Consider the following 23,459-nt stretch of genomic DNA (forward strand, 5'->3'; position numbering starts at 1 on the left):
GACAGCTCCCGAATGATGACAGACCAGTTGCCGTTTTGTTACAGTTGGCCGCGTTTGGCGCATCGGGACATAAAACTGTCAAAAACGCAGTGTAAAACAATGCCCTGCTGTAGCTTCACATGCAGCACAAAAACAACAAAGCAAACGTGTTCTAACCTTCGTCTTCACAGGAAATTGACATGATCAAGGGACTCGTAAAAAGTCGCCTGGCATTGGCCTTGAGCCTTGCCCTGGGCGCATCTTCCGTGGCTTACGCCGCCGATACCACCTCTGCCGTACGCGGTGTTATCACAGGCCCGGATGGCCAACCCGCCGCCAACACCAAGATCACCCTGATGCACCAGCCCACCGGCACTGTGACCGAGGTGATGACCAACGCCCAAGGCGCCTTCAGCGCCTCTGGTCTGCGCGTTGGCGGTCCCTACCTGGTGGTTATCGACTCCGACAAGTACCAGGATATCTCCAAGGACGATGTTTACCTGCAGTTGGGAGAGACTCTACGCCTGAACGAGCAGCTGAAAAGCGCCCAGGCAGATGAGACCCTGACCGTTTACGGCTCTGCAGTCGCTTACTCACAAAATGCCGGCGGCTCCAGCGTATTCAGCGAAAATGACATCAAAAACGCGCCGTCTTTCAATCGTGACATTAAAGACGTAGTCCGTGCCAACCCGCTGGCCACTACGCTGGGCGGTACTGATGACCCGCTGACTGTCGCTGGCCAGAACCCGCGTTACAACAGCATCAGCATCGACGGCGTTGGCCTCAACGATGATTTCGGCCTGAACAGCAACGGTTACCCCACCCAGCGTTCACCGATTTCCATGGATGCCATCGAGCAGGTCTCCATCGACGTTAATCCCTTTGATGCCAAATACGGTGGTTTCTCCGGCGCCCGCGTCAACGCTGTAACCAAGTCCGGCACCAACGAATTCCACGGCGGTCTGTTCTATGAGAAGACCTCTGACTCCTGGACTGGCAAGGCCAAAAACCCCTACACCGGCGAAGAAACTGATGTCACCGGCATCAAGAGCGACACCTACGGCTTCAACGTTGGTGGCCCGATCATCAAGGACAAGCTGTTCTTCTTCGTCAACTACGAGAACTACAAAAAACCAACCTCCGTTCTCTGGGGCCCCAAAAACTCTGGCGCCGCCAACGAAACTTACTGGACTGAAGATGCTTACAACCAGGTCCGCGATATCACCCAGCAAAAATACGGTGTGGATATCGGCGACTGGAACAGCAGCCCGGAAGAAACCAACAAGACCATGCTGACCAAGCTGGACTGGAACATCACTGATGACCAGCGTGCCTCCTTCTCTTACCAGCGGGTACGTGGTAACCAAGTACGTAACCAGACCAACAGCACAAAGCCTCTGAGGCCGTCCAGCAACTGGTACAACAACCAGCAGGATCTGGACGCTTACGCTCTGCATTTTTATTCCGACTGGACTAGCGACTTCTCCACCGAGCTGGCCGTGTCTTACAAAGACGTGAAAACGGGTGCCATACCGGGGACCAAAGCCATAGGCACCGTTGTTATCGAAAATATGAGTGCCGTTGATGGTGACAAGGCACAAATCCAGTTTGGCCCGGACGTCTACCGCCACGCCAACGAACTGGAAACCAAGACCTGGAAAGTGGATCTGGACGGTACCTACCTGATCGGCGACCACAAACTGGGCTTTGGTTGGCAATACGAGCGCCTGGATATCTACAACCTGTTCGCCCCGACATCCCTGGGTCAATGGACCTTCAAGGACATCGCCGCTTACCAGGCGGGTGACGCCAGCAGCTTGTCTTACTCCAACGCCTTCACCAACAACGCACAGGACGCTGCAGCCAACTTTGTCATGGGCACCAATGCCTTCTACGTGCAGGACGACTGGACGGTCCGTGACGATGTTGAGCTGAACATGGGCCTGCGTTACAAGCGCATCTTCAACAGTGACAAGCCGAGCTTCAACCAGAACTTCGCTGACCGCTACGGTTTCTCCAACCAGGAAAACTTGGACGGCAAAGGCATCTTTATGCCGCGTATTGGCGTCAAGTGGTACGCCACCGACGACCTGACCGTCCGTGGCGGTATCGGCCGCTTCTCCGGTGGTGCGCCGAACGTCTGGATCTCCAACTCCTACAGCAACGATGGTCTTACCTACGTTGACTATAACAAGGGCGCCGTTGTAGGTGACTACCTGAGCAACGTTGACATCACTCAGGTACCGCAAAACGTCCAGGACACCATGGTTGCCGGTGACGGCAGCGTTGCCGCTGTGGACCCGAGCTTCAAGATCCCGTCCAGTTGGCGCGCCAACGTAGGTTTCGACTACAAGTTCGACATCCCGACACTGGGCAAGGACTTCACTTGGAGCGCCGAATACCTGCGTATCACCAACAAGGATGATCTGAACTGGGTTGACCTGAACCGTGTTGACAGCGGTAAGCGCACCAGCGATGGCCGTATCATCTATAACTTCCGTGACCCCTCTGTTAATGGTCACACCGACATGTTGCTGACCAACGCCGATGCTGACGGTCATTCCAACATCATCACCACCAGCCTGAGCAAGACTTGGGACAACGGCCTGTACATGACCGCCTCTTACGCCCACCAGGATGTGAAAGAAGGCAACGCCGGCACCAGTTCCATTGCCTCGTCCAACTACAAGTACAACGTTATGGTTAACCGTAACGAGACCTTGATGGGCACCGGCAACTACGAGGTTGAGCACAGCTTCAAGCTGAACCTGGGCTATAGCCACGAATTCTTCAAAGGCTACGCCACCAAGTTCAACATGTTCTTCTCACGCCGCTCCGGTCTCCCCTTCAGCTGGGTCCTGGACTCCTATAAGAACAGTGGTGCGCTGGGGGATAACTCCTACATCGCCAAGTACACCAACTACGTGCCCTACATCCCGACAGGTGCTGACGACCCGAACGTCTCTTACGCCGGTGGCATGACCTACGAGAGCTTCATGAAAGACGTAGAAGCGGCTGGTCTGAGCAAATATGCCGGTGGTTACGCACCGAAGAACGCTTCCCGCACGCCTTGGATCAACACCATGGACATCTCAGTCCAGCAGGAGCTGCCCGGTTTCGTAGAAGGCCAAAAAGGCACTGTCTACTTCACCGTACAGAACTTCCTGAACATGCTGAACAAGGATTGGGGCCGCGTTACCGACAGCCAGTACGGTACCAAGAGCCTGGTTAGCGCCAAGTGGGATAGCAACGGCCAGTTGGTGTATTCACCGCTGTACAATGGCTTCGACACCAAGCAAACCTTCGAGACCAACCGTTCTACCTGGTATCTGAAGCTGGGCGTACGCTACAGCTTCTAAACCTGTCGCTTAGCGATATCAAAGCCGGCCTTATGGCCGGCTTTTTCATGCAAAAGAAAAGGCGCCTGAGGCGCCTTTTCTTGTACCGGCATTCCCTACTTCAAGGCAGGCAATAGCGGTGCGATATCACCGTCAATCTCGCTCAGCAAGGGAATGCCGAGGATCCTGGCTACCATGGGGTAGACATCCACGTTATCGAAGGGCTTTATTGTCACCCCTTCCTTGAAGGCGGGGCCTTCTGCCACGAAGAGCGCGCCCATGTCCTTGGTGTAGCTGTAGCCGTGGTTGCCATGGTCGCTGCGCTTGTCCAGGGGCTTGTCGGTAAAGAAACGCGGCGCCTGGGTTTCCAGGATGATGTCGGCGATGCGGGGGCTGCCCACATAATGCCGCTCGGCCAGCTCCTGCAGGCTACGGATAACGAAACGCCCTGCTGCTACAGCCTTGAGTTTTTCCTTCTGCTTGGCAATGGCCAGGGCGTCGGTACCTGGCTTGGCGTAGACCAACAGGCGGGTGGACACATTGACCGCCTTGAAACCCGGGCCCAGGGGCAGCTTGGCGATGTCGATACCCTGGGCAGGGTCTATAGGCGTCATGCCATGGTCGGCCAGCACTATGAGATCCACGGGCCCTCTGACCTCTGTCTTGAGGCGCTCCCGCAATTCCCCGATGATGGCGTCCACCCGGTGCACCGCCTCCCGGGTTTGGGGCGCATTTGGGCCATAGCGATGGCCGGCGCTGTCAACTGCAGAGAAGTAGCCGGCGATGAAGCGGGGTCGCTTATCCTTGGGCAGCTTCAGCCAGTCGATGATCTGGTCCACCCGCTGGTGGTAATCGGCATGTTTGGAATAGTGATAGTAATAGCTGGGCGTCATGCCGCCGTACTGGGCGTCGGACTCGGGCCAGAAGTAGGTGGCGGCCTTGAGACCGTTGAGCTCCGCCAGGTTCCAAAGGGGAATGCCACTCAGCCAGGTGCTGTCCTTGCCGCCGTCCCCCATCTCGTAGCACTCGCCCCTGTCCTTATCGCAGAAGTCGTTGTCCACTATGCCGTGGTGCACTGGGTAGAGGCCGGTAACGATGCTCAAGTGGTTGGGGAAGGTCTTGGTGGGATAGGCGGGGCGCATCTGCTCAGCCCTGGCGCCGTGGCGAGCCATATCGGCAAGGTTGGGGGCGCCGTGCTTCTCTATGTAATCCCAGCGAAAACCGTCCAGGGAGATCATCACAACCGTCTGGCCACTGTCGTGGGTGGGGTGATGGCTGGGAGTAGATTGGCAGCCCGCCAAAACAGCGGCAGCCGTCAGGGATAGCCATAGCTTTTTCATCTAAAGTCCTGTGTTTTGCCAAAAACCCTTTTTTATCAGGCTTCAATGGCAAATACAGGACAAAGCGACGGACGACCTTAGCGCTGGGGTACAGGCACAAAAAAAAGCCCGCTTAGCGGGCTTTTTCCATTGGATGGCATCAGAGGATGCGGTTCTCGTTCCAGAGGGCTTCCTTGGCCTTGCGTTTGGCCTCTTCTTTGGCCATGCGTTTCTTCCTGTTGTCACAGGGATCAGGGCAGTCACAGGCCTTCTTCAGGCCCAACCCGGCAATGCCGCCGCAGGAACCGGAGATGCTCTTCTTCTGGAAGATGTATCCCACCGCCATGGCCAGGATCACCAGCAGGAAAAGGCCGAATGTGTACACAAAAACCATCATCAGTGCCTCGATACCAGGTAGGGCTTGAAGTTGTCAGTGTAACGCTCTTCGAAGCCTGAGTCAGTCTTGACCACCAGGAACACGGCCAGACCCTGATCCTTGGCAAGTTCCAGGCCCTTTTCCGGCCCCAATACGCTGACGGCGGTGGAGAAGCCGTCGGCCACCATGCAGGTGGGCGCTACGACGGTAACGGAAACCAGGCGGTTCTGGATAGGCTTGCCGGTGCGGGCATCGATGAGGTGTGAATAGCGGACGCCGTTTTCCTCGAAATAGTTGCGGTAGTCGCCACTGGTGGCCACCGCCATGTTACCCGGGGTAATGACTTCCTGTACCGCTTCGCCGTTCACGTCGGGCTTCTCTATGGCGATACGCCAAGCCTCGCCCTTGGGCTTACTGCCGTGGACCCGGACTTCACCACCGATCTCCACCACATAGTTGGCGATACCCAGGGACTCCAGGTATTCGCCCACCACGTCCACTCCATAGCCCTTGGCGATGGAGGAGAGGTTGACGTTGATGTCGCCACGGTCTTTCACGAGGGTATTGCCCACCACATGCAGCTTGTCCTGGCCCACCTCGCTCATGCGCTGGGCCAGCTCGGCGTCGGTCGGCACCCGCTCCGGGCGCTTCTCCGGGCCGAAGCTCCAGAGGTTGACCACGGGGCCTATGGTGACGTCGTAGGCCCCTTCGCTGAGCTTACCGATGCGCAGCGCCTCGCCGATCACCTTGGCGGTAGCGGGGCTGACCGGGAAGGGCTGGGTGCTGCTGGATTTGTTGAAACGGGACAGCTCTGAGTCCGGCTGGTAGTGGGACATCTGGTTGTTCACCTGTACCAACCTGGCGTCGATAGCCGCCTTGACGTCTTGTGGCGCCGGCAAGCCGCCACCATCGTAGTAGGAGATGTGGTAGCCGGTGCCCATGGTACGGCCGGCCAGTTTCACTTCGGCCGGCTGCTGTGAACAGGCCACCAATAAAAAGGCTAGCCCGAAGGCCAGCCATTTAATTACTGCTTTGAATTGCATGGGGTATTAACCACCGAAATCGTCGAGCAGGATGTTCTCGTCTTCGACGCCCAGATCCTTGAGCATCTTGATGACGGAGGCGTTCATGATCGGCGGACCACACATGTAGTACTCGCAATCTTCCGGCGCATCGTGGTTCTTGAGATGGTTCTCGAAGACCACGTTATGGATGAAGCCGGTGTAGCCATCCCAGTTGTCCTCGGGTTGAGGATCGGACAGGGCCACGTGCCAGTTGAAGTTGTCGTTCTCCGCTTGCAGCATGTCGAAATCTTCCACGTAGAACATTTCGCGCTTGGAGCGGGCGCCGTACCAGAAGGTGATCTTGCGCTTGGACTTCAGGCGGCGCAGCTGATCGAAGATGTGGCTACGCATGGGGGCCATGCCGGCACCACCGCCGATGAAGACCATCTCGGCTTCGGTTTCCTTGGCGAAGAATTCACCGAAGGGACCGGAGATGGTGACCTTGTCGCCGGGCTTGAGGGACCAGATGTAGGAAGACATCTTGCCGCAAGGCAGGCTCAGGTTGTTGGGCGGCGGAGTGGCGATACGGACGTTGAGCATGATGATGCCCTTCTCGTCCGGGTAGTTGGCCATGGAGTAGGCACGGATGGTGGTGTCATCCACCTTGGACTCCAGGTTGAAGAAGCCGAAACGCTCCCAGTCGGGGCGGTACTGCTCCGGCACATCGAAGTCTTTGTACTTGATGTGGTGCGGCGGCGCCTCGATCTGGATGTAACCACCGGCACGGAAGGGAACGTCTTCGCCTTCGGGGATGCCCAGCTTCAGCTCTTTGATGAAGGTGGCCTTGTTGTCATTGGAGATCACAGTGCATTCCCACTGTTTCACGCCAAAGATTTCCTCGGGCACTTCGATCTTCATGTCCTGCTTAACGGCAACCTGGCAGGACAGGCGGCAGCCTTCTTTGGCTTCACGCTTGTTGATGTGTGACTGTTCGGTGGGCAGGATGTCGCCACCGCCCTCTTCCACGATCACGCGGCACTGGCCACAGGTACCACCGCCACCACAGGCGGAGGAGACGAAGATACCGCTGGAGGCCAGGGCGCCCAGCAGTTTGCCACCGGCAGGCACCTTGATGGCCTTGTCCGGATCGTTGTTAATGGTGATGGTGACGTCACCTTCTGCGACCAATTTGGCGCGGGCAGCCAGGATCAAGGCTACCAGCACCATGACGATCAGGGTGAACATACCTACGCCGAGAATGATTTCCATCGACTTATCCTTTGCGTTTTGGGCACGGCAGAGCCGCGCTTACAACTGAACCCCAGAGAGAGACATAAAGCCAAGCGCCATCAGGCCAGCGGTGATGAACACGCTGCCCAGGCCACGCACGCCTTCCGGCATGTCGGCATACTTGAGCTTCTCGCGGATACCCGCCAGCAGCACTATGGCCAGCATCCAGCCGAAGCCGGAGCCGAAGCCGTAGACCACGGACTCGCCGAAGGTGTACTCGCGCAGTGCCATGAAGGAAACGGCACCGAAGATGGCGCAGTTAACGGTGATCAGCGGCAGGAAGATACCCAGGGCGTTGTACAGTGCCGGGAAGTACTTATCCAGGATCATCTCCAGGATCTGCACTATGGCCGCGATGACGCCGATCCAGGTGATGAAGCTCAGGAAGCTGAGATCCATGCCTTTGACCAGGGCGTCAGGAGCCAGGATGTAATGGGTAACCAGCTGGTTAACCGGTACAGAGATGGTCAGTACCACGGTAACGGCGATACCCAGGCCCATGGCGGTGGAGATCTTCTTGGACACGGCCAGGAAGGTACACATGCCAAGGAAGAAGGACAGCGCCATGTTCTCGATGAAGATCGAGCGGACCAAGAGGCTGATGTAATGTTCCACGGCTATTACTCCTTAGGCTCGACTTGCTCGGGACGCAGGGTCCGCAGCAGCCAGATCAGGCTACCGATGATGAAGAAGGCGCTGGGGGGCAGCAGCAGCAGGCCGTTGGCCTGGTACCAGCCACCGTCCTTGATCAGGGGCAGCACGTGGATACCGAAGACGGTGCCGGAACCGAACAGTTCACGGATGAAACCGACGGTCAGCAGCATGGCGCTGTAGCCAAGGCCGTTACCGATGCCGTCCAGGAAGGACATCAACGGCGGGCTCTTCATGGCGTAGGCTTCGGCGCGGCCCATCACGATGCAGTTGGTGATGATAAGGCCGACGAAGACCGACAGTTCCTTGGACAGCTCATAGGCGTAGGCCCGCAGGATCTGGTCAACCACGATAACCAGGGAAGCGATGATGGCCATCTGGACGATGATCCGCACGCTGTTGGGGATGTGGTTGCGGATCAGCGAGATGAACAGGTTGGAAAAACCGGTGACCAGGGTCAGGGCGATACCCATGACGAAGGCCTTGTCCATACGGCCGGTTACCGCCAGCGCCGAACAGATACCCAGCACCTGCAAGGCGATGGGGTTGTTGGCGAGCAGCGGCCCAAAGAGGACCTTTTTGACTTCTTTGCTGTTAGCCATTGTTCACTTCTCCATTGCGGACCTTAGCCAGGTAGGGACCATAGCCATTGTCGCTCATCCAGAACTGGAAGGTGTGCTGCACGCCATTGCTGGTGAGGGTAGCGCCGGACAGGGCGTCAACCTTGTGCAGATCACCTTTAGGCGCGCCGCCCTTGACGACCTGAATGGCAGGCTTGCCGTTGTCGTCATAAAGCTTCTTGCCTACCCACTTGGCCAGCCAGATGGGGTTCTGCACTTCGCCGCCCAGTCCAGGGGTTTCACCCTGCTCGTAATAGGTCAGGCCGGATACGGTGTCACCGTCGGTCTTGACCGCCACGAAGGCGTACATCATGGACCAGAGGCCGTTGCCGTGGATCGGCAGCACCACAGAGGTCACCTGGCCGGCGTCGTCCTTGGCGAGGTAGACGGAGGCATAGTTGGAACGGCGCTTCAAGGAAGCCACGTCGATGGCCGGATCCAGTTCGGTGTTGAACTTGGGATCCTTGGCAGCCTTACGCTGGTCGAAGCTGGCGGCGTCTTTGCCGTCCACTTCCTTGACGTAGTTGCCGGTCTTGAGCTCAACGATGCGCGGCTCGATGTGCTGCTTGTAGACGGCCAGTACTTCCTTGGCGGACATGCCAGGCTTGAGCAGGCCGGCGGCGCTCAGGATATTTTGCTGCTTGTCCAGCAGCTTGTTCTGTTGCTGGGCAGGCTTGAGGGCCACGGCGGCACCGGAGACCACCACGGAACAAACCAGGCTGATGGCCAGAACAACGCCTATGGTTTTGCCGATGCTTTCGTTAGACATTGCGTGCGAGCCTCCGCTTGATGTTGGCCTGAACGACAAAGTGGTCAAACAAAGGAGCGAAGAGGTTGGCGAACAGAATGGCCAGCATCATGCCTTCCGGGAATGCCGGGTTAACCACACGAATAAGGACAGCCATGGCGCCGATCAGGATGCCGTAAGCCCACTTACCCTTGTCGGTAAAGGAGGCGGACACCGGATCGGTAGCCATGAACATCATGCCGAAGGCGAAACCGCCCAGCACCAGGTGCCAGTACCAAGGCATGGCGAACATGGCGTTGGTGGTGGAACCTACCAGGTTGAAGAAGTAGGCCATGGCCACCATCCCCAGGAAGGTACCCAGCACGATGCGCCAGGAGGCGATGCGCAGGAAGATCAGGGCCAGGCCGCCGATCAAGATGGCCAGGGTGGAGGTCTCACCCATGGAGCCCTGGATGTTGCCATAGAAGGCATCCCACCAGGCACCGTTGAAGGCGTAGTCCATGTGACCAGCCGCAGCTTGGCTCAGGTAGGTGGCGCCGGAGAAGCCATCGACCGCTGTCCAGGCGCTGTCACCGGACATGTAGGCCGGGTAAGCGAAGAACAGGAAGGCACGGCCGGCCAGGGCCGGGTTCAGGAAGTTACGGCCAGTACCGCCGAAGATCTCCTTGCCCAGGACCACACCGAAGGTGATACCCAGGGCAGCCTGCCACAACGGGATGGTGGGAGGCAGGATCAGGGCGAACAGTATGGAGGTCACGAAGAAGCCTTCGTTCACCTCGTGCTTGCGCACGGAGGCGAACAGCACTTCCCAGAAACCACCGACGATGAAGACAGTGGCATAGACCGGCAGGTAGAAGCAGGCGCCGTACCACATCATGCTGCCCCAACCGGAGTTGGCGGAGAGCTCACCGCCCAGGGCGTGGAACAGGGCAACCTGCCAGACGTCGGCCAGGTGGTAACCGGCGGCCAGGGCGTGCTGCGCCTGGTGGCCGATGTTGTACATGCCGTAGAACATGGCCGGGAACACGCTCAGCCACACCAGGATCATGATGCGCTTCAGGTCGATGGCATCACGGACATGGGTATGGCCACGGGTGACCTTGCCGGGAGTGTAGAGGATGGTGGCCACAGCTTCGTAAAGCGCATACCACTTCTCGTATTTGCCCCCTTTCTCGAATTGGGGCTCGAGTTGCTCGATGAAGTTCTTCAGGCCCATCATCAACCTTCCTTCTCGATCTTGGTCAGGCAAGCACGCAGGGCTGAGCCGTAGTCGTATTTACCCGGGCAGACAAAGGTGCAGAGCGCCAGATCTTCTTCATCCAGCTCCAGGGCACCCAGTTGCTGGGCACTGTCGGTGTCACCGCTCAGCAGGTCGCGCAGCAGCAGGGTCGGCAGCACGTCCAGGGGCATCACGCGCTCGTAGTTGCCGATCGGCACCATGGCGCGGGGAGAACCGTTGGTGGTGGTGCTCATGCCGAACAGCTTGCGACCGAAGTGGCCCAGGTAGGCGCGGGTCACGGAGAACTTGTCGGAGCCCGGCGTCAGCCAGCCCAGGAAGTCCTTGCTGCGGCCTTCGGGCAGCACGCTCAGTTGCACGTGGTAACGGCCCATGTAGCCATGCACACCGTGGGCTTCGGAACCGCTCAGCACGGAACCGGAGATGATACGGTTCTCGCCGTCGCTCAGTTCACCGGCGGTCAGCTCGCTGGTGCTGGCACCCACCAGGGTACGCACCAGGCGAGGCTGCTTGACGCTGGGACCGGCCAGGGAGATGACGCGGCTGCTGTCCAGCTTGCCTTCCACGAACAGCTTGCCGACGGCGATGACGTCCTGGTAACCCAGGTGCCAGACCACACGGCTCAGGGAAGCGCCGAACAACTGGTGGATTTGCGTACCGACCAAGCCAGCGGGGTGCGGACCGGTAACATCTTCAACCTGGACGTTGGCGGCTTTCACCTGGACATCGCTGCCGGCTGCTTTGCAGACGAACAGTTTGCCACCCAGGCGGGACAGCACGGCCAGGCCGTTGTTGAAGGCGTCGATCTGCTCTTTGATCACCACGGCCGGATCAGCTGCCAGGGGGTTGGTATCCAGGGCTGAAACGAAGATGGCAGCGGGGGTGCTGTCGATGGCGGGGATCTTGGAGTAGGGACGGGTACGCAGGGCGGTCCAGAGACCGGACTCGACCAGTTGGTCCACCACGACCTGGCGGTCTAGGCTGGCCAACTGGGCCGCGTCGTATTGCTGGAAGCTGACTTCGTCGTCGCCATCGAGCTCGATGACAACAGACTGCAGCACACGCTTCTCGCCGCGGTTGATGGCCACCACCTTGCCGGCGGCGGGGGCAGTGAATTTCACGCCCGGGTTTTTCTTATCATCGAAAATGATCTGGCCTTTCTTGACGAGATCACCTTCCCGGACGTGCATGGTCGGCCGCATGCCGATGTACTCTTCGCCCAGGACGGCAACTGTCTTGATGGCTGGACCATCGTGGATCACTTGCTCGGGCGTTCCGCTGATGGGAACGTCAAGTCCTTTCTTGATGGTTATCATACGCACTTTGCACAACAGTTAAGGGAATTCTGTAGGCTGACCGCCACCCCGAAATGCTTACCTATCCAGGCGGCGAGAAAAGCGTTTGTCTGCCGGGGCTTAGCCCAGCTTCTTATTACAAGCCGCGTATTTTAGCACCCCTTCAAGGGCCGTTACCATGGCTATTGCGCCCCCTTTGGCAGATTTCCAGGTGGTGCTGGCAATACCGGACATGAATAAGGCGGCATAATGCCGCCTCTACAACAGGTCTGCCCAGTCTAGCCCAACTTTGAGCCGCCGAGGCAAGCCGGGGACGCCGGCACCTGGCCGTAGTATTGCTCCCACTCGGCTTCGGTGTAGGTGTGGAGCGCCAGGGCATGGACGGGCCCGGCCAGTTCGTCCGCCAACACCTGGTTGACGGCCCTGTGGCGGCTGACCAGCCGCTGCCCTTCGAACTCAGCAGAGACAATCACCACCTTGAAATGGGTTTCGGCATCCTTGGGCACGGCGTGCATATGGGATTCGTTGGTCACGGCCAGGTGGGCCGGCTGGAAGCTGACGTGCAGTTTATCCTCGATATGGCGCTGTACGGACATGGCTCTACTCCTGAAATAAGGACGCGCTTTTTACGTCTTCAATGACCGATGTTCAAGGCCCTGACCTGACGAAAGGTCAGGCTGATGCGCCCGTCGGCCACCTTGGCCCTGCTGGGCAGGCCGTGCTGCCACTGCTGCTGCAGGCCTGGCCCCATCAGCAACAGGCTGCCGCTCGGCAAGGACACCTTGAAAGAAGGGCCGCCGCCACGGGGCCTGAAGGCCAGCTCCCTTTCCGCTCCCAGGCTCAGCATGGCGATCACAGGCCCCAATTCCGGCTCGTCATCGCTGTGCCAGCCCATGTGATCCTGCCCGTCCCGGTAATGGTTGGCCAGCACCGAGTTGAATGGCTGACCGAAAAAGCCGGACAGCTGCACCGCCAGATCCTTGAGCAAAGGGTGCCAGGGGCCAGGGCTGAAGGCCTGGGACGAATAAGTATAGTGGGCCTCAGGGTCCCCGACCCAGGATTGGCGGCGGGGTATGGGATGGCTCTTGCCGAAGACGGTGAGCTCCGGCTGGGTCCAGCGAAGCTCTAGCAGTAGCTGCTCAAAGAGGGCCTGGGCTTCACCTGCCGTCATCACCGCCGGCCAGAGCGCCAACTGATCGGGCGGCAAGCGCTGCTGTACCGACAGGCCCATTGTGTCAAAATGGAGCTTTATGCCGTCTGGAAACCGGTCGTGTCCGCCCTTACCCAACATCTTCCCCTCTTGCAGCGCTATCCCCCCCAGCTTGAAGACAACCTCCAGGCCTGGGACAGCGCCGACGAATACCTGCTGCAGAGCCTGGTGCCGAGCCAGTTGGACAGGTCCCGCCCCGTGCTGGTGCTGGGAGACGGCTTCGGCGCCTTGAGCTGCGCCCTGTCCAGCTTCAAGCTGACCTCTGTGACCGACTCCTTCGTCAGCCGCAAGGCGATCGAGCAGAACCTCGAACGCCTCGGCCTGCCCGGCGTGGACATTGTCCCTCCCCAGGCCCCCTGGCCTCAAGAGCCACAGCTGGTGTTGGCCAAAATACCCAAGCAGCTCTCGCTGCTCGAATACTGGCTGGCCAAGCTCAAGCCTCTGCTCGGCCCCGACACCCAGGTTTGGTTCGCCGGTCGGGACAGGGACATACCGGAGCGGGCCGAAGCCCTGCTCGGCAAATACCTGGGCCCGACCGAGCGGCTGCTGGGCTGGAAAAAGGCCCGCGCCTTCTTCAGCCATAGTGACGGCAAGGCGCCGCTGCCCATGCCCGCCCCGCTGCGCTGGCCTCTGGAAGGCACCGCCTTCACGCTCACCAACCATGCCAATGTCTTCTCCCGCCAGAGCCTGGATATCGGCGCCCGGCTGATGCTGGCCAACCTGCCGGAAGGGCGCTTCGACCGCGTCATAGACCTCGGCTGCGGCAACGGCGTCCTGGCCCTGGCAATGGCCAACCGCTATCCGGAAGCTCATTACAGCCTGGTGGACGAGTCCTATCTGGCCGTGGCCTCGGCCGAGGAAAACATGGCCCACAACCTGCCCCAGGTCGATGCCCACTGCCTGGCCAACGACTGCCTGAGCGGCTTTCCATCCGTCAGCGCCGACCTGGTGCTCTGCAATCCCCCCTTTCACCAACAGCAGGCGGTGACCGACCACGTGGCCTGGCAGATGATGAAGGACGCCCAGCGGGTGCTGCGCCCCGGCGGCGAGCTCTGGCTCGTCGGCAACAGGCACCTTGGTTATCATCTTAAATTGAAAAGACTTTTTGGCGGCTGCCAAGTGGTAGCCTCGGATCGCAAGTTCGTGATCCTCAAGGCCGTAAAAAGGAGAAGTAAATGAGAGCCCTTTGTTTGTCGGCACTGCTGCTGTTGGCCGGCTGTGCCACTACCCCCACCACCAGTTGGCTGGACCCCTCGGCCCCGGCCGTCACCCAGGCCAGCAGCCTGGTGCCGGTGCGTTTCGATTTCCAGGACAACAGGAACAGCCAGGCTGTCATCCAGTTGGCCAAGAGCAGCTTGACCAACGATCCCGGCCTGGACCAACGCCTCAGCCAGTCCCTGCGTGAAGGCCTGACCGCCAAGGGCTACAGCATCCAGCCCGCCACGGGTCCCCGCCTGTCGGTGCGGCTACTGACCCTGCAAGCCGTGGTGGAGGAAGGGTTGGTCAGCCACAAGAGCCAGCAGCAGGTGGTGATGGAAGTCTATGCCGAACGCGACGGCCAGACCCTGACCAAACGCTTCACCAGTACCGGCAGCTTCGAGGCGCCACTGGGGCCGGACATCGGCCGCCTCGAGGAAGAACTCAACCGCCTGCTGGAAAAGACCATGACCGCCCTGGTCAACGACCCCGAGATCACCCGCCTGTTCGCGGCCTGACCATCACAACAAGAGGAAGAATCCCATGACCCGTATTCTCGGCGCCCTGCTCCTGCTGGTGACCGGCCTGGCCCAGGCCGCCATCAAGACCGACGATCTGCAACCGGACAACCTCTTCCCCCATGTCAGCATGGAAACCAATTTCGGCACCATAGTGGTGGAGCTGGATCGCACCCGCGCCCCCATCACGGTGAACAACTTCCTGCGCTACGTGGTGGACGGTACTTATGACAACACCCTCTTCCACCGCGTCATGAAGGACTTCGTGGTCCAAGGCGGCGGCTTCGACCTCAAGTTCAACCCACGCAAGACCCGCGAGCCCATCGTCAACGAATCCGGCAACGGCCTGTCCAACGCCCTCGGCACCATCGCCATGGCCAGGGAAGACGATCCCCACAGCGCCACCAGCCAGTTCTACTTCAATGTCGCCAACAACGACCGCCTCGATCCCTCACCGCGCCGTTGGGGCTATGCCGTGTTCGGCGAAGTGATCGAAGGCCTGGACGTGCTGGAGAAGATCGAGACGGTGCCCACCGAATACAACAGCGCCGTTGGTGACAACAATGTGCCCACGGCACCTGTGATCCTGAAAAAAGCCAAATTGCTGCCCGCACAGTGACGGCGTGCAAAACGCTGCGTTCCAGCCCCGATGGCCGTCGGGGCTGAGCCTATACTCTACTTCATGACCAAGACCTCTTCCCCACAACATCAGGACAGCGTCAGCGATTTCCTGGAAGCCCAGATCCCGGCCCTGCTGGAGATGGCCGAGTCTGTCCTCGCCTACGGCCTGGACGCAGAGCAGCTGCAGGCCCGGCTTTGGGATCTGCTCGAAAGCTGGCAGGCCCTGGGCAAAGGCCCTGAAACCCCGCCCAGCCAGGAAGAAAAAGCCTTCTGGAACCTGGTGGGGCTGATGAACCGCCACCCGCCCTATCACCTGCGGGGCAACTGGGCCATCCGCCACCACCTGGAAACCGCCATCGACTACCTGCGCGGCGACACTGAACTGGAGCCAGACGGCCTGGCCCTGAGGCCTTGAAAGGTTTGCCTTGGGCGGCAGGGGCGTTTACCTTGCTGACCCATAGGTTTACAAAAAGCCAGGCTATCACTTGACCCAATCCCCCTGGTGGCGCCCCTTCCTTAGCCGCCGCATGCTGCTCTGTATCCTCACCGGCTTCGCCTCAGGCTTGCCGCTGTTTTTCCTCTTTCAACTGGTGCCCGGTTGGCTGCGGGACCAGCAGGTGGACCTCGGCACCATAGGCCTCTTATCCCTGGTGCAGTTTCCCTATACCTGGAAGTTCCTCTGGGCCCCCTTGATGGACAGGTTCGAGTTGCCGCTGTTGGGCCTGCGCCGAGGCTGGATGCTGCTGACCCAACTGGGCCTGCTGCTGGCCCTGGCGTCCTTTGCCCTCATCGACCCCAGGCAGGGCCTGGGCCTGGTGGTAGCAGCGGCGGTACTGGTAGCCGTGTTTTCCGCTTCCCAGGACATCGTCATCGACGCCTTTCGCCGGGAGATCCTGGCCGACAGCGAGCTGGGCCTGGGCAACGCCATTCACATCAACGCCTATCGCCTGGCCGGCCTGGTGCCAGGCTCCCTGTCGCTGATCCTGGCCGACCACCTGCCCTGGTCCTCGGTGTTCCTGATCACCGCCGCCTTCATGGGGGTCGGACTGCTACTGACCGCCATCGCCGAAGAGCCTGTCCACGCTCACCATCCCCACAACCTGCGCCAGGCGGTGCTGGAGCCCTTCGAGGAGTTCTTCAGCCGCCAGGGCGCCAGGCAGGCGTTGCTGGTACTGGCCTTCATGGTGCTCTACAAGCTGGGGGACAATATGGCGGTGGCCCTGCAGACCCCTTTCTACCTGGACATGGGCTACAGCAAGTCGGAAATAGGGCTGGTGGCAAAACACGCCGCCCTCTGGCCGGTGCTGATCGGCAGCCTGGTAGGGGGCGCCATCATGCTGCGCATCGGCATCAACAGATCCCTGTGGGTCTTCGGCCTGGTGCAGGCGCTCAGCATCTTCGGCTATGCCCTGCTCTCCTCCCTGGCGCCAGAACAGCGCAACCTCTGGTGGCTGGGGGCCGTGGTGGCCTGCGAATACTTCGGGGTGGGCCTAGGGGCCGCGGCCCTGACGGCCTTTATCGCCCGTGAGGCCAGCCGCACCTACCTCGCCACCCAGTTGGCCCTGCTCACGGCCCTGACCGCCGTGCCCAGGGTGCTGGCCAACGCCGGTACCGGCTACATGGTGGAGGCCATGGGCTGGCCCCATTTCTTCCTGCTTTGTGCCGTCGTTGCCCTGCCCGGCCTGCTGCTGCTGCCCTGGGTAGCCCCCTGGGCCAGGCGTGACGATGATACCGTTCACCCTTGAGCAAGGACGGGGGCTCTAGTTTACAATGACGCGACCCTTTGAACCTGGAGTGCCGATGCAGGCCGTGCTGAATTCGACCCGAACCTACCAAATACTGTTGGCCCTGGCCGTGCTGGCCACGGCTTTCCTTGCCTTCACCAAGGCCAGCTACCCCCAGCCAGGCGGTGACAAGAGCATGCACATCCTGGCCTTCTTTACCCTGAGCCTGCTGACCTACGGCGCCTGGCGCCGGCCGCTCTGGCCCCAGTGGCTGGCCCTGGCCGGCTACGGCGCCCTCATCGAGCTGGTGCAATGGTTCCTGCCCTACCGGGAGTCCAGCATCCATGACTGGTACGCCGACGTGGTCGGTATCACCCTGGCCTACGGCCTGCTGGCCCTGGTTAAATGGCGACGATCGGCGTCCTAGGTGACGGCGCCATAGGGCGGCTGGTAGCCGGCCGCCTGCGCCGCCAGGACCAGCAGGTCATCCTCAAAGGCCGCAGCGGCCTGGCACCGAGCGCCGACCTCTGGCTCATCTGCACCAAGAGCCATCAGGCATTGGCGGCCGTCCAGGCCCTGGCACCGGCCCCAGAGCTGCCCCTGGTGCTGCTTTGCAACGGCCTTGGCCCCCACGAGCAGCTGGCAGAGGCTTTTCCCAACCCCCTCTTTCTTGCCACCACCACTTATGGCGCCCGCCGCCAGGGCGAGCAGGTGGTGATGACGGGCCACGGCCAATGCTGGTATGGCCATTTCAAGGGCAGCAAAGCCGCACTGCCGCTGGTGCATAGCGTCTTGAACCTCGCCATGCCCCCCGCAACCTGCTTTGCCGATGTCCTCAAGCCCCTCTGGCGCAAGCTCGCCATCAACGCCGTCATCAACCCCCTCACAGCCCGTGACCAGGTGACCAACGGCGCCCTGCTGGAGGAGGACTACAGGGTCGAGATCCATACCCTGGTCCACGAGATGCAGCCGGTGCTGGCCGCCGAAGGAGTGGTGCTTGGCAAAGAGGAACTGCTGGCCGCCGTGCTGGCGGTAGCCAAAGCCACCGCCGCCAACCACTCCTCCATGTTGGAGGACCGGCGCCTCGGCAGAAAAACCGAGATCGACGCCATCAGCGGCTATCTTTGTGAAAAAGCAGAAGAACATGGCCTGTTGGTGCCCTCCCACCGGCAGCTTTGGCAGGAAATAAGGGAACTGAACCAATGAAGAGTGCCTGGATCCTTTGCGCCCAGGGCTCGGAAGAGCTGGAAGTGGTCGGGGTGGCCAACGTGCTGCGCCGGGCCGGGATCCACACCCAATTGGTCAGCCTGGAGCCGGGGTTGGAAGTGCAGTGCGCCCGCAAGGTCCATCTGCTGGCCGACCGCCACTGGCAGGACGGCCTGCCGACGCCGGATGTGATGGTGTTGCCCGGCGGCCTTGAAGGCACTGAGCGCCAGGCCAACCACCAGGGGCTACGCGACGCTTTGCGGCTGCACCAGGCCGAAGGAAAATGGCTGGCCGCCATGGACACGGCGCCGGTGCTCACCCTGCAAGCCCAAGATCTCTTGCCCGAAGGGGCCCAGTTGACGGCACATCCCGGCTTCCACGACCGCCTGCCGGCGAATGGCCGCCAGCCCGACGCCCTGGTGGTCATGGATCACCAGCATAAGCTCATCACCAGCCAGGGCCCAGGCACGGCCCTGCTGTTCGCCCTGGCCATAGTGGAAGTGCTGGTGGGGGAAGAGGCGGCCCAGCGGATCGCCGCTCCCCTGGTGATCCCTTAAAGAGGCCGACGCTGGCAAAAAAGGCGCCCATGGGCGCCTTTTTTCAATGGGGCCTGTAGACCCGCACGTTGCTGAACCCCTGCTCCTGCAGGTACAGGGCCTGGAGCTTGCTCATCACCCCTTTGGCGCAATAGAGGAAGTAGAGCCTGTCCTTGGGCAGGTCGCCGAACTGGGTGGCCAGCTTGTAGAAAGGCAGCGCCTTCACTTCGATGCCGTCCACCTCCAGGGGCGATTCTTCCTCCTCGTCGGGGGCGCGGATATCCAGGATCACCCCGTCGCTGGGCACCTCGGCCACCGCCTCCACTTCCACCACCTTTTCCTGGGCTTCGGTGGCGATGTCGCGGATGTCCATGACCTTGGCGTTCTCCAGGGCCAGGTCCAGCACCGCCATGTCGAAATCCAGCTCTGTGGCTTCCACCTTGCGGATGTCGGCCCTGACGTTGGGGCTCTTGGAGATGACGCCGCAGAACTCTGGCATGGTCTCGGCGATCTCGAAGGTGCCGATGTCACGGGCACAGTCGACGATCTCCTGTTTGTCCATGAAGATCAGCGGCCGCAGGATCAAGGTGTCGACGCTGCGGTCGATGATGGTGAGGTTGGTGAGGGTCTGGCTGGACACCTGGCCAACGGCTTCCCCCGTCACCAGGGCCTGGATGTTCATGCGCTCGGCCACCTTGGCGGCAGCACGCATCATCATGCGCTTGAGCACCACCCCCATGAGGCCGTCTTCCACCTTTTCGAGGATCTCCGCCACCACCGCTTCGAAAGGCACTGTGACGAACTTGACCCTGTGGGAGGCGCCGAAGCGGTCCCAGAGATGGTAGGCCATCTGCTTGGTGCCGATCTCGTGGGCACTGCCGCCCAGGTTGAAGAAGCAGTAGTGGGTGCGGGAGCCACGGCGTATGGCCTGGTAGCTGGCCACACCCGAATCGAAGCCGCCGGAGATGAGGGTCAGCAGATCTTCCTGGGTCTTGATGGGGAAGCCCCCCAGGCCCTTGTGGCGGCCAGCCACCAGATAGAACCTGTCGCCTTCGATCTCGATGTTGAGGGTCAGGTCCGGGTTCTTGAGGCGCACCCCGCCGGTGGGGTTGTTCTGGTTGAGGCCACCGCCGACATAGCGCTCCACTTCGATGGAGCTGAACTCATGCTTGCCGCTGCGCTTGACCCGCACGCAGAAGGTCTTGCAGGCCAGGCTGGCGCCCCAGGCCTGCTGGGCCACTTCATAGATGTCGTGAAGGGTCTGGAAGGGATACTCGGCCACTTCCAGCACATGGGAGACGCCAGGGGTGCAACAGAGTTTGTCGATGACGGCGGCCTTGTCGGCGCCGTCCGGGACCCGCACTTCCAGCTTGTCCCAGAAGCGGTCGACCTTGGCTTCCTCTTCCACCCGGCGCAGCGCCACCCTGATGTTGGACTCGAGCAGCTTGATGAAGCGCAGCCTGACCGACTTGCTCTTGATGGTGATTTCCGGATGGAGCTTGATGATGAACTTCACGACATAACCCTGAGTGGCGCCAAAAGCGTGCGGATTATACCCGCCAGCGGCGGTACTTTCACCCAAAGCGAAAGTACCGCCTCGGCCGTCAGGGCCGGCCGGCCGGGATCTCGTCCGTTATCTTGGGCTTACCCTGGTTGATGGCGATCTCGACGCGGCGGTTCATGCGCCTGTGGGCCTCGGTGTCGTTGGGCACCAACGGCTGGGAGTCGGCAAAGCCGCGCACCACCAGGCGCTTGGGATCCAGGCCCTGTACCATCAGCAGCTCGTGGGTCACGGCCAGGGCCCGCTGCACCGACAGGTCCCAGTTGGAACTGTAGAGCTCGGAATGGACCTTGAGGTCGTCGGTATGGCCTGAAACGGTGATCTCCCCCGGCACGTCCTTGAGCAGTTCCCCCACCTGCTGGATGATGGGCTTGAACTTGGGCTGCAGGAAGGCCGAGCCCGAGGGGAAGGAGCCCTTCTCACGGATGCGGATGACGATCTGCTGGCCGAGGGACTCCAGCTCTATGGCCCCGTCTTGGATCTGGGCATTGAGCGCCTGGGCCATGTTGCGGGCCAGCTCGTTCATCTGGTCCTGCTGTTCCTGGGGATTCTCGGCGCTATGTTTGGAGCCCTTGGTGGACGACTCGCCGCCAACCCTTTTATCCCGCTGCTTGCTCTCGCCGCCGACGTACTGGCTTTCCCCTTTCTGGAACTCCAGGCTCTGCTCCGTCATCTCCATGGTCTGCTGCTGGACAGTCTCTATGGGGGTCGGCTCGGGACGGCCAGGGCTGAACTCCTGGGCGATGACGGAAGTCCCCTTGGGGATGTCCTTGACCTCGACGCGGTTCTGGACGCCGAAGGCGTTTTTCATGGAGCCGGCTATCTGCTTGAACTTAAGCACATCCATCTCGGAGAAGGACAGCAGCAGCACGAAGAAACACATCAGCAGCGACATCAGGTCGGCAAAGGTGCCCATCCAGGGCGGCAGGCCGGGCGGCGGGCACTTGCACTTGGGTGCGTCACTCATCCCTTATTCGTCCGTGGTCTTGACCTGGCGCTTGGACTCGGCCAGGTAGTTCTTGAGCATGTTCTCGATGACCCTGGGATTGAGGCCGGCCTGGATACCCAGCACGGCATCCAGGATCAGGCGGCGGTTGAGCATTTCCTCGTTCATGCGCAGCCCCAGCTTGTCGGCGATGGGGATGGCCACCATGTTGGCGATGACGGCGCCGTAGAGGGTGGTCAGCAAGGCCACGGCCATGGCCGGGCCTATGGCCTTGGGATCGTCCATGTTCTTGAGCATGGCCACCAGGCCGACCAGGGTGCCTATCATGCCCATGGCGGGGGCCACGTCGGCGATGGCCTTGAAGATGCTGATGCCGCGCTCGTGGCGCTCCGTGGTTTCGTTGATGTCCTTATTGAGGTTTTCACGCACCACGTCCACGTCATGGCCGTCCACCAGCAGGTCTATCCCCTTACGGAAGAAGGCGTTCTTGACCTCGGCTTCTTCCAGGGCCAGGAAGCCACCCTTACGGGCTGCGTCGGCCATTTCCACGGCCTTGTCGATCAGCTCTTCCGGCTTGTCCAGTTTGAACATGAAGGCCTTGACGGCGATCTTGGCGGCGCCGAAGAACTGGCCCATGTTGAACTTCATCAACACCACGCACAGCGAGCCTGCCACGACGATGAGCACTGAGGGAGTGTCATAGAAGGCGTTGAGGTCGCCCCCCAACATCATGGCCATGAGGACGAAGGCGAAGGCGCCGATAATTCCGATGAGTGTCGCCAGATCCAAAAGACTTCTCCCAAAACTTTACGCTTACAGCAATACGTTATAGCGTGACGGCAGCTATTTTTGCGTGCCAGCTTGTGCAGGACAAGGGCTGATGTTTGCGTTCAAGCCAGCATGACAGTAATTTGTGCGCCCACACCTTCATCGACCGCAAGCGGCCAGGACTTAAGGGTAGAAGATGGCAAAAAAGCAGCCTGACAATATGAGCTTCGAAGAGAGCCTCCAGGAATTGGAAGCCGTAGTGCTGCAACTGGAGCAAGGCGAACTGAGCCTGGACGAGGCCCTCAAGCAGTTCGAGCGGGGCGTGGCCCTGAGCCGGGCCAGCGAGCAGAAGCTCAAGGCCGCAGAGCAAAAAGTGCAGATGCTGCTGGAAGACGGCAAGACCCTGGCCCCTTTCAACGAGCCCGAACAATGAGCCTGGCCCAGTTCCAGGCAGCCTGCCGCCAGCGTATCGACGCTTACCTGAAAACCTTGCTGGACACCCAGCCGGATCTGGAGCCCAGGCTCAAGGCGGCCATGAACCATGGCCTGCTGCTGGGCGGCAAGCGCATGCGTCCCTTCCTGGTCTACGGTGCCGGTCAGATGCTGGGCCTGCCCCTGGAAAAGCTCGATCCATTGGCAGGGGCCGTGGAGTGCATCCACGCCTACTCGCTTATCCACGACGACCTGCCGGCCATGGACGACGACGCCCTGCGCCGCGGCCAACCGACAGTGCACGTGGCCTTTGACGAAGCCACCGCCATCCTCGCCGGCGACGCCCTGCAGGCCCTGGCCTTCGGCGAGCTGGCCAAGGCCGAGGTCGCGACTGTGGCCGGCTTCAAGGCCCTGCTGGCGCTGCTGGCCCAGGCCGCCGGCTATCCCGGTATGGTAGGGGGCCAAGCCATGGACATGGCCGCCACTGACCAGCCAACCAGCCTCGAGCAACTGGAGCGGATCCACGCCCACAAGACAGGGGCCCTGATCCGCGCCAGCCTGCTAATGCCGGCGCTGATGGCCGACATCCCCCAGCAGCAGTACCAGTTGCTGAGCGATTTTGCCGACAAGTTGGGGCTGGCCTTCCAAGTCCAGGACGATATCCTCGACGTCACCGCCGACACCGCCACCCTCGGCAAGACCCAGGGCAAGGACCAGCGGGACAACAAAGCCACCTATCCTGCCCTGATGGGGCTCGCCGCCGCCCAGGAGTTCGCCCAGTCCCTTGTGGACGAAGCGCTGTCCTGCCTGGCGTCCTTGCCCTACAATAGCGATCATTTGGCCGCCCTCGCCCGCTTTGTTATCAGCCGAGAGCGCTAACGAC

The 23,459-nt window shown here is 60.7% G+C and carries 25 protein-coding genes; 11 read left to right on the forward strand and 14 right to left on the reverse strand.

Annotated elements, in window-relative coordinates:
- The first annotated feature begins 179 nt into the window (after positions 1 to 179).
- Entirely contained in the window at positions 180 to 3,338 is a 3,159-nt protein-coding gene (locus PVT67_RS14600) for a TonB-dependent receptor (RefSeq protein ID WP_301494781.1), read from the forward strand.
- A gap of 95 nt (positions 3,339 to 3,433) precedes the next feature.
- Here the strand turns inward: PVT67_RS14600 and PVT67_RS14605 are convergent, their stop codons facing one another.
- The 11 genes from PVT67_RS14605 to PVT67_RS14655 form a co-directional block, all read right to left on the reverse strand.
- A complete protein-coding gene (locus PVT67_RS14605; protein ID WP_301494784.1) occupies positions 3,434 to 4,657 on the reverse strand; it encodes an alkaline phosphatase family protein in 1,224 nt (407 codons plus the stop codon).
- Between the two features lie 139 nt (positions 4,658 to 4,796).
- The gene (nqrM, locus tag PVT67_RS14610; protein ID WP_336407853.1) at positions 4,797 to 5,036 is read right to left on the reverse strand and encodes a (Na+)-NQR maturation NqrM; all 240 of its coding nucleotides are present in this window, start codon (positions 5,034 to 5,036) and stop codon (positions 4,797 to 4,799) included.
- The gene (locus PVT67_RS14615; RefSeq protein ID WP_301494789.1) at positions 5,033 to 6,055 is read right to left on the reverse strand and encodes an FAD:protein FMN transferase; all 1,023 of its coding nucleotides are present in this window, start codon (positions 6,053 to 6,055) and stop codon (positions 5,033 to 5,035) included. The genes nqrM and PVT67_RS14615 overlap by 4 nt, the downstream gene beginning before the upstream one ends.
- Positions 6,056 to 6,061: 6 nt before the next feature.
- On the reverse strand, positions 6,062 to 7,285 hold the full coding sequence (gene nqrF / locus PVT67_RS14620; RefSeq protein ID WP_301494791.1) for an NADH:ubiquinone reductase (Na(+)-transporting) subunit F: 1,224 nt from the start codon (positions 7,283 to 7,285) through the stop codon (positions 6,062 to 6,064).
- Between the two features lie 39 nt (positions 7,286 to 7,324).
- Entirely contained in the window at positions 7,325 to 7,921 is a 597-nt protein-coding gene (nqrE, locus tag PVT67_RS14625) for an NADH:ubiquinone reductase (Na(+)-transporting) subunit E (RefSeq protein ID WP_301494793.1), read from the reverse strand.
- Positions 7,922 to 7,926: 5 nt separating this feature from the next.
- Positions 7,927 to 8,559: an NADH:ubiquinone reductase (Na(+)-transporting) subunit D gene (locus PVT67_RS14630; protein ID WP_301494796.1), complete on the reverse strand. Its 633-nt coding sequence runs from the start codon at positions 8,557 to 8,559 to the stop codon at positions 7,927 to 7,929.
- Positions 8,552 to 9,346, reverse strand: coding sequence for a Na(+)-translocating NADH-quinone reductase subunit C (locus PVT67_RS14635; protein ID WP_301494799.1), 795 nt, complete (start codon positions 9,344 to 9,346; stop codon positions 8,552 to 8,554). The genes PVT67_RS14630 and PVT67_RS14635 overlap by 8 nt, the downstream gene beginning before the upstream one ends.
- Entirely contained in the window at positions 9,339 to 10,541 is a 1,203-nt protein-coding gene (locus PVT67_RS14640; RefSeq protein WP_301499716.1) for an NADH:ubiquinone reductase (Na(+)-transporting) subunit B, read from the reverse strand. Before PVT67_RS14640 ends, PVT67_RS14635 begins: the two co-directional genes overlap by 8 nt.
- Before the next feature lie 2 nt (positions 10,542 to 10,543).
- Positions 10,544 to 11,878 (reverse strand): Na(+)-translocating NADH-quinone reductase subunit A, encoded by a 1,335-nt coding sequence (locus PVT67_RS14645; RefSeq protein ID WP_301494801.1) that lies wholly within the window; start codon positions 11,876 to 11,878, stop codon positions 10,544 to 10,546.
- Positions 11,879 to 12,135: 257 nt separating this feature from the next.
- The gene (locus PVT67_RS14650; RefSeq protein ID WP_301494803.1) at positions 12,136 to 12,453 is read right to left on the reverse strand and encodes a BolA family protein; all 318 of its coding nucleotides are present in this window, start codon (positions 12,451 to 12,453) and stop codon (positions 12,136 to 12,138) included.
- A 38-nt stretch (positions 12,454 to 12,491) separates the two neighbouring features.
- Positions 12,492 to 13,088 carry an alpha-ketoglutarate-dependent dioxygenase AlkB family protein gene (locus tag PVT67_RS14655; RefSeq protein WP_301494806.1) on the reverse strand — a complete coding sequence of 199 codons (597 nt, stop codon included), beginning with the start codon at positions 13,086 to 13,088 and terminating at the stop codon, positions 12,492 to 12,494.
- A 39-nt stretch (positions 13,089 to 13,127) separates the two neighbouring features.
- Between PVT67_RS14655 and PVT67_RS14660 the strand changes: the two genes are divergently transcribed.
- The 8 genes from PVT67_RS14660 to PVT67_RS14695 all read left to right on the forward strand — a co-directional run bounded on the left by PVT67_RS14660 (position 13,128) and on the right by PVT67_RS14695 (position 18,890).
- A complete protein-coding gene (locus PVT67_RS14660) occupies positions 13,128 to 14,246 on the forward strand; it encodes a methyltransferase (protein ID WP_301494808.1) in 1,119 nt (372 codons plus the stop codon).
- A complete protein-coding gene (locus tag PVT67_RS14665; protein ID WP_301494810.1) occupies positions 14,243 to 14,782 on the forward strand; it encodes a YajG family lipoprotein in 540 nt (179 codons plus the stop codon). Before PVT67_RS14660 ends, PVT67_RS14665 begins: the two co-directional genes overlap by 4 nt.
- A gap of 25 nt (positions 14,783 to 14,807) precedes the next feature.
- Positions 14,808 to 15,401, forward strand: a complete 594-nt coding sequence (locus tag PVT67_RS14670) for a peptidylprolyl isomerase (protein WP_301494813.1) — start codon at positions 14,808 to 14,810, stop codon at positions 15,399 to 15,401.
- Between the two features lie 63 nt (positions 15,402 to 15,464).
- The gene (locus PVT67_RS14675; protein ID WP_301494815.1) at positions 15,465 to 15,818 is read left to right on the forward strand and encodes a hypothetical protein; all 354 of its coding nucleotides are present in this window, start codon (positions 15,465 to 15,467) and stop codon (positions 15,816 to 15,818) included.
- A gap of 70 nt (positions 15,819 to 15,888) precedes the next feature.
- Complete coding sequence (locus tag PVT67_RS14680; RefSeq protein WP_301494817.1) at positions 15,889 to 17,148, forward strand: AmpG family muropeptide MFS transporter; 1,260 nt, start codon at positions 15,889 to 15,891, stop codon at positions 17,146 to 17,148.
- 55 nt (positions 17,149 to 17,203) lie between these two features.
- The gene (locus PVT67_RS14685; protein ID WP_301494819.1) at positions 17,204 to 17,554 is read left to right on the forward strand and encodes a VanZ family protein; all 351 of its coding nucleotides are present in this window, start codon (positions 17,204 to 17,206) and stop codon (positions 17,552 to 17,554) included.
- Positions 17,533 to 18,333: a ketopantoate reductase family protein gene (locus PVT67_RS14690; RefSeq protein ID WP_301494821.1), complete on the forward strand. Its 801-nt coding sequence runs from the start codon at positions 17,533 to 17,535 to the stop codon at positions 18,331 to 18,333. Before PVT67_RS14685 ends, PVT67_RS14690 begins: the two co-directional genes overlap by 22 nt.
- Positions 18,330 to 18,890, forward strand: coding sequence for a DJ-1 family glyoxalase III (locus tag PVT67_RS14695; RefSeq protein WP_301494824.1), 561 nt, complete (start codon positions 18,330 to 18,332; stop codon positions 18,888 to 18,890). Before PVT67_RS14690 ends, PVT67_RS14695 begins: the two co-directional genes overlap by 4 nt.
- Before the next feature lie 43 nt (positions 18,891 to 18,933).
- Here PVT67_RS14695 and thiI read toward each other — a convergent pair whose 3' ends face one another.
- From thiI to pomA, 3 genes are all read right to left on the reverse strand, one after another.
- Positions 18,934 to 20,385, reverse strand: coding sequence for a tRNA uracil 4-sulfurtransferase ThiI (thiI, locus tag PVT67_RS14700; RefSeq protein ID WP_301494826.1), 1,452 nt, complete (start codon positions 20,383 to 20,385; stop codon positions 18,934 to 18,936).
- 88 nt (positions 20,386 to 20,473) lie between these two features.
- On the reverse strand, positions 20,474 to 21,397 hold the full coding sequence (locus PVT67_RS14705; RefSeq protein WP_301494828.1) for a flagellar motor protein MotB: 924 nt from the start codon (positions 21,395 to 21,397) through the stop codon (positions 20,474 to 20,476).
- Between the two features lie 3 nt (positions 21,398 to 21,400).
- Positions 21,401 to 22,165, reverse strand: a complete 765-nt coding sequence (gene pomA, locus PVT67_RS14710) for a flagellar motor protein PomA (protein WP_301494830.1) — start codon at positions 22,163 to 22,165, stop codon at positions 21,401 to 21,403.
- A 175-nt stretch (positions 22,166 to 22,340) separates the two neighbouring features.
- Here pomA and PVT67_RS14715 point away from each other — a divergent pair, with 175 nt between their 5' ends.
- A complete protein-coding gene (locus tag PVT67_RS14715; protein WP_301494832.1) occupies positions 22,341 to 22,577 on the forward strand; it encodes an exodeoxyribonuclease VII small subunit in 237 nt (78 codons plus the stop codon).
- Positions 22,574 to 23,455 (forward strand): (2E,6E)-farnesyl diphosphate synthase, encoded by an 882-nt coding sequence (gene ispA / locus PVT67_RS14720; protein WP_301494834.1) that lies wholly within the window; start codon positions 22,574 to 22,576, stop codon positions 23,453 to 23,455. Before PVT67_RS14715 ends, ispA begins: the two co-directional genes overlap by 4 nt.
- Positions 23,456 to 23,459: the final 4 nt, after the last annotated feature.

This window comes from Gallaecimonas kandeliae (assembly GCF_030450055.1).
Taxonomy (GTDB): Bacteria; Pseudomonadota; Gammaproteobacteria; order Enterobacterales; family Gallaecimonadaceae; genus Gallaecimonas; species Gallaecimonas kandeliae.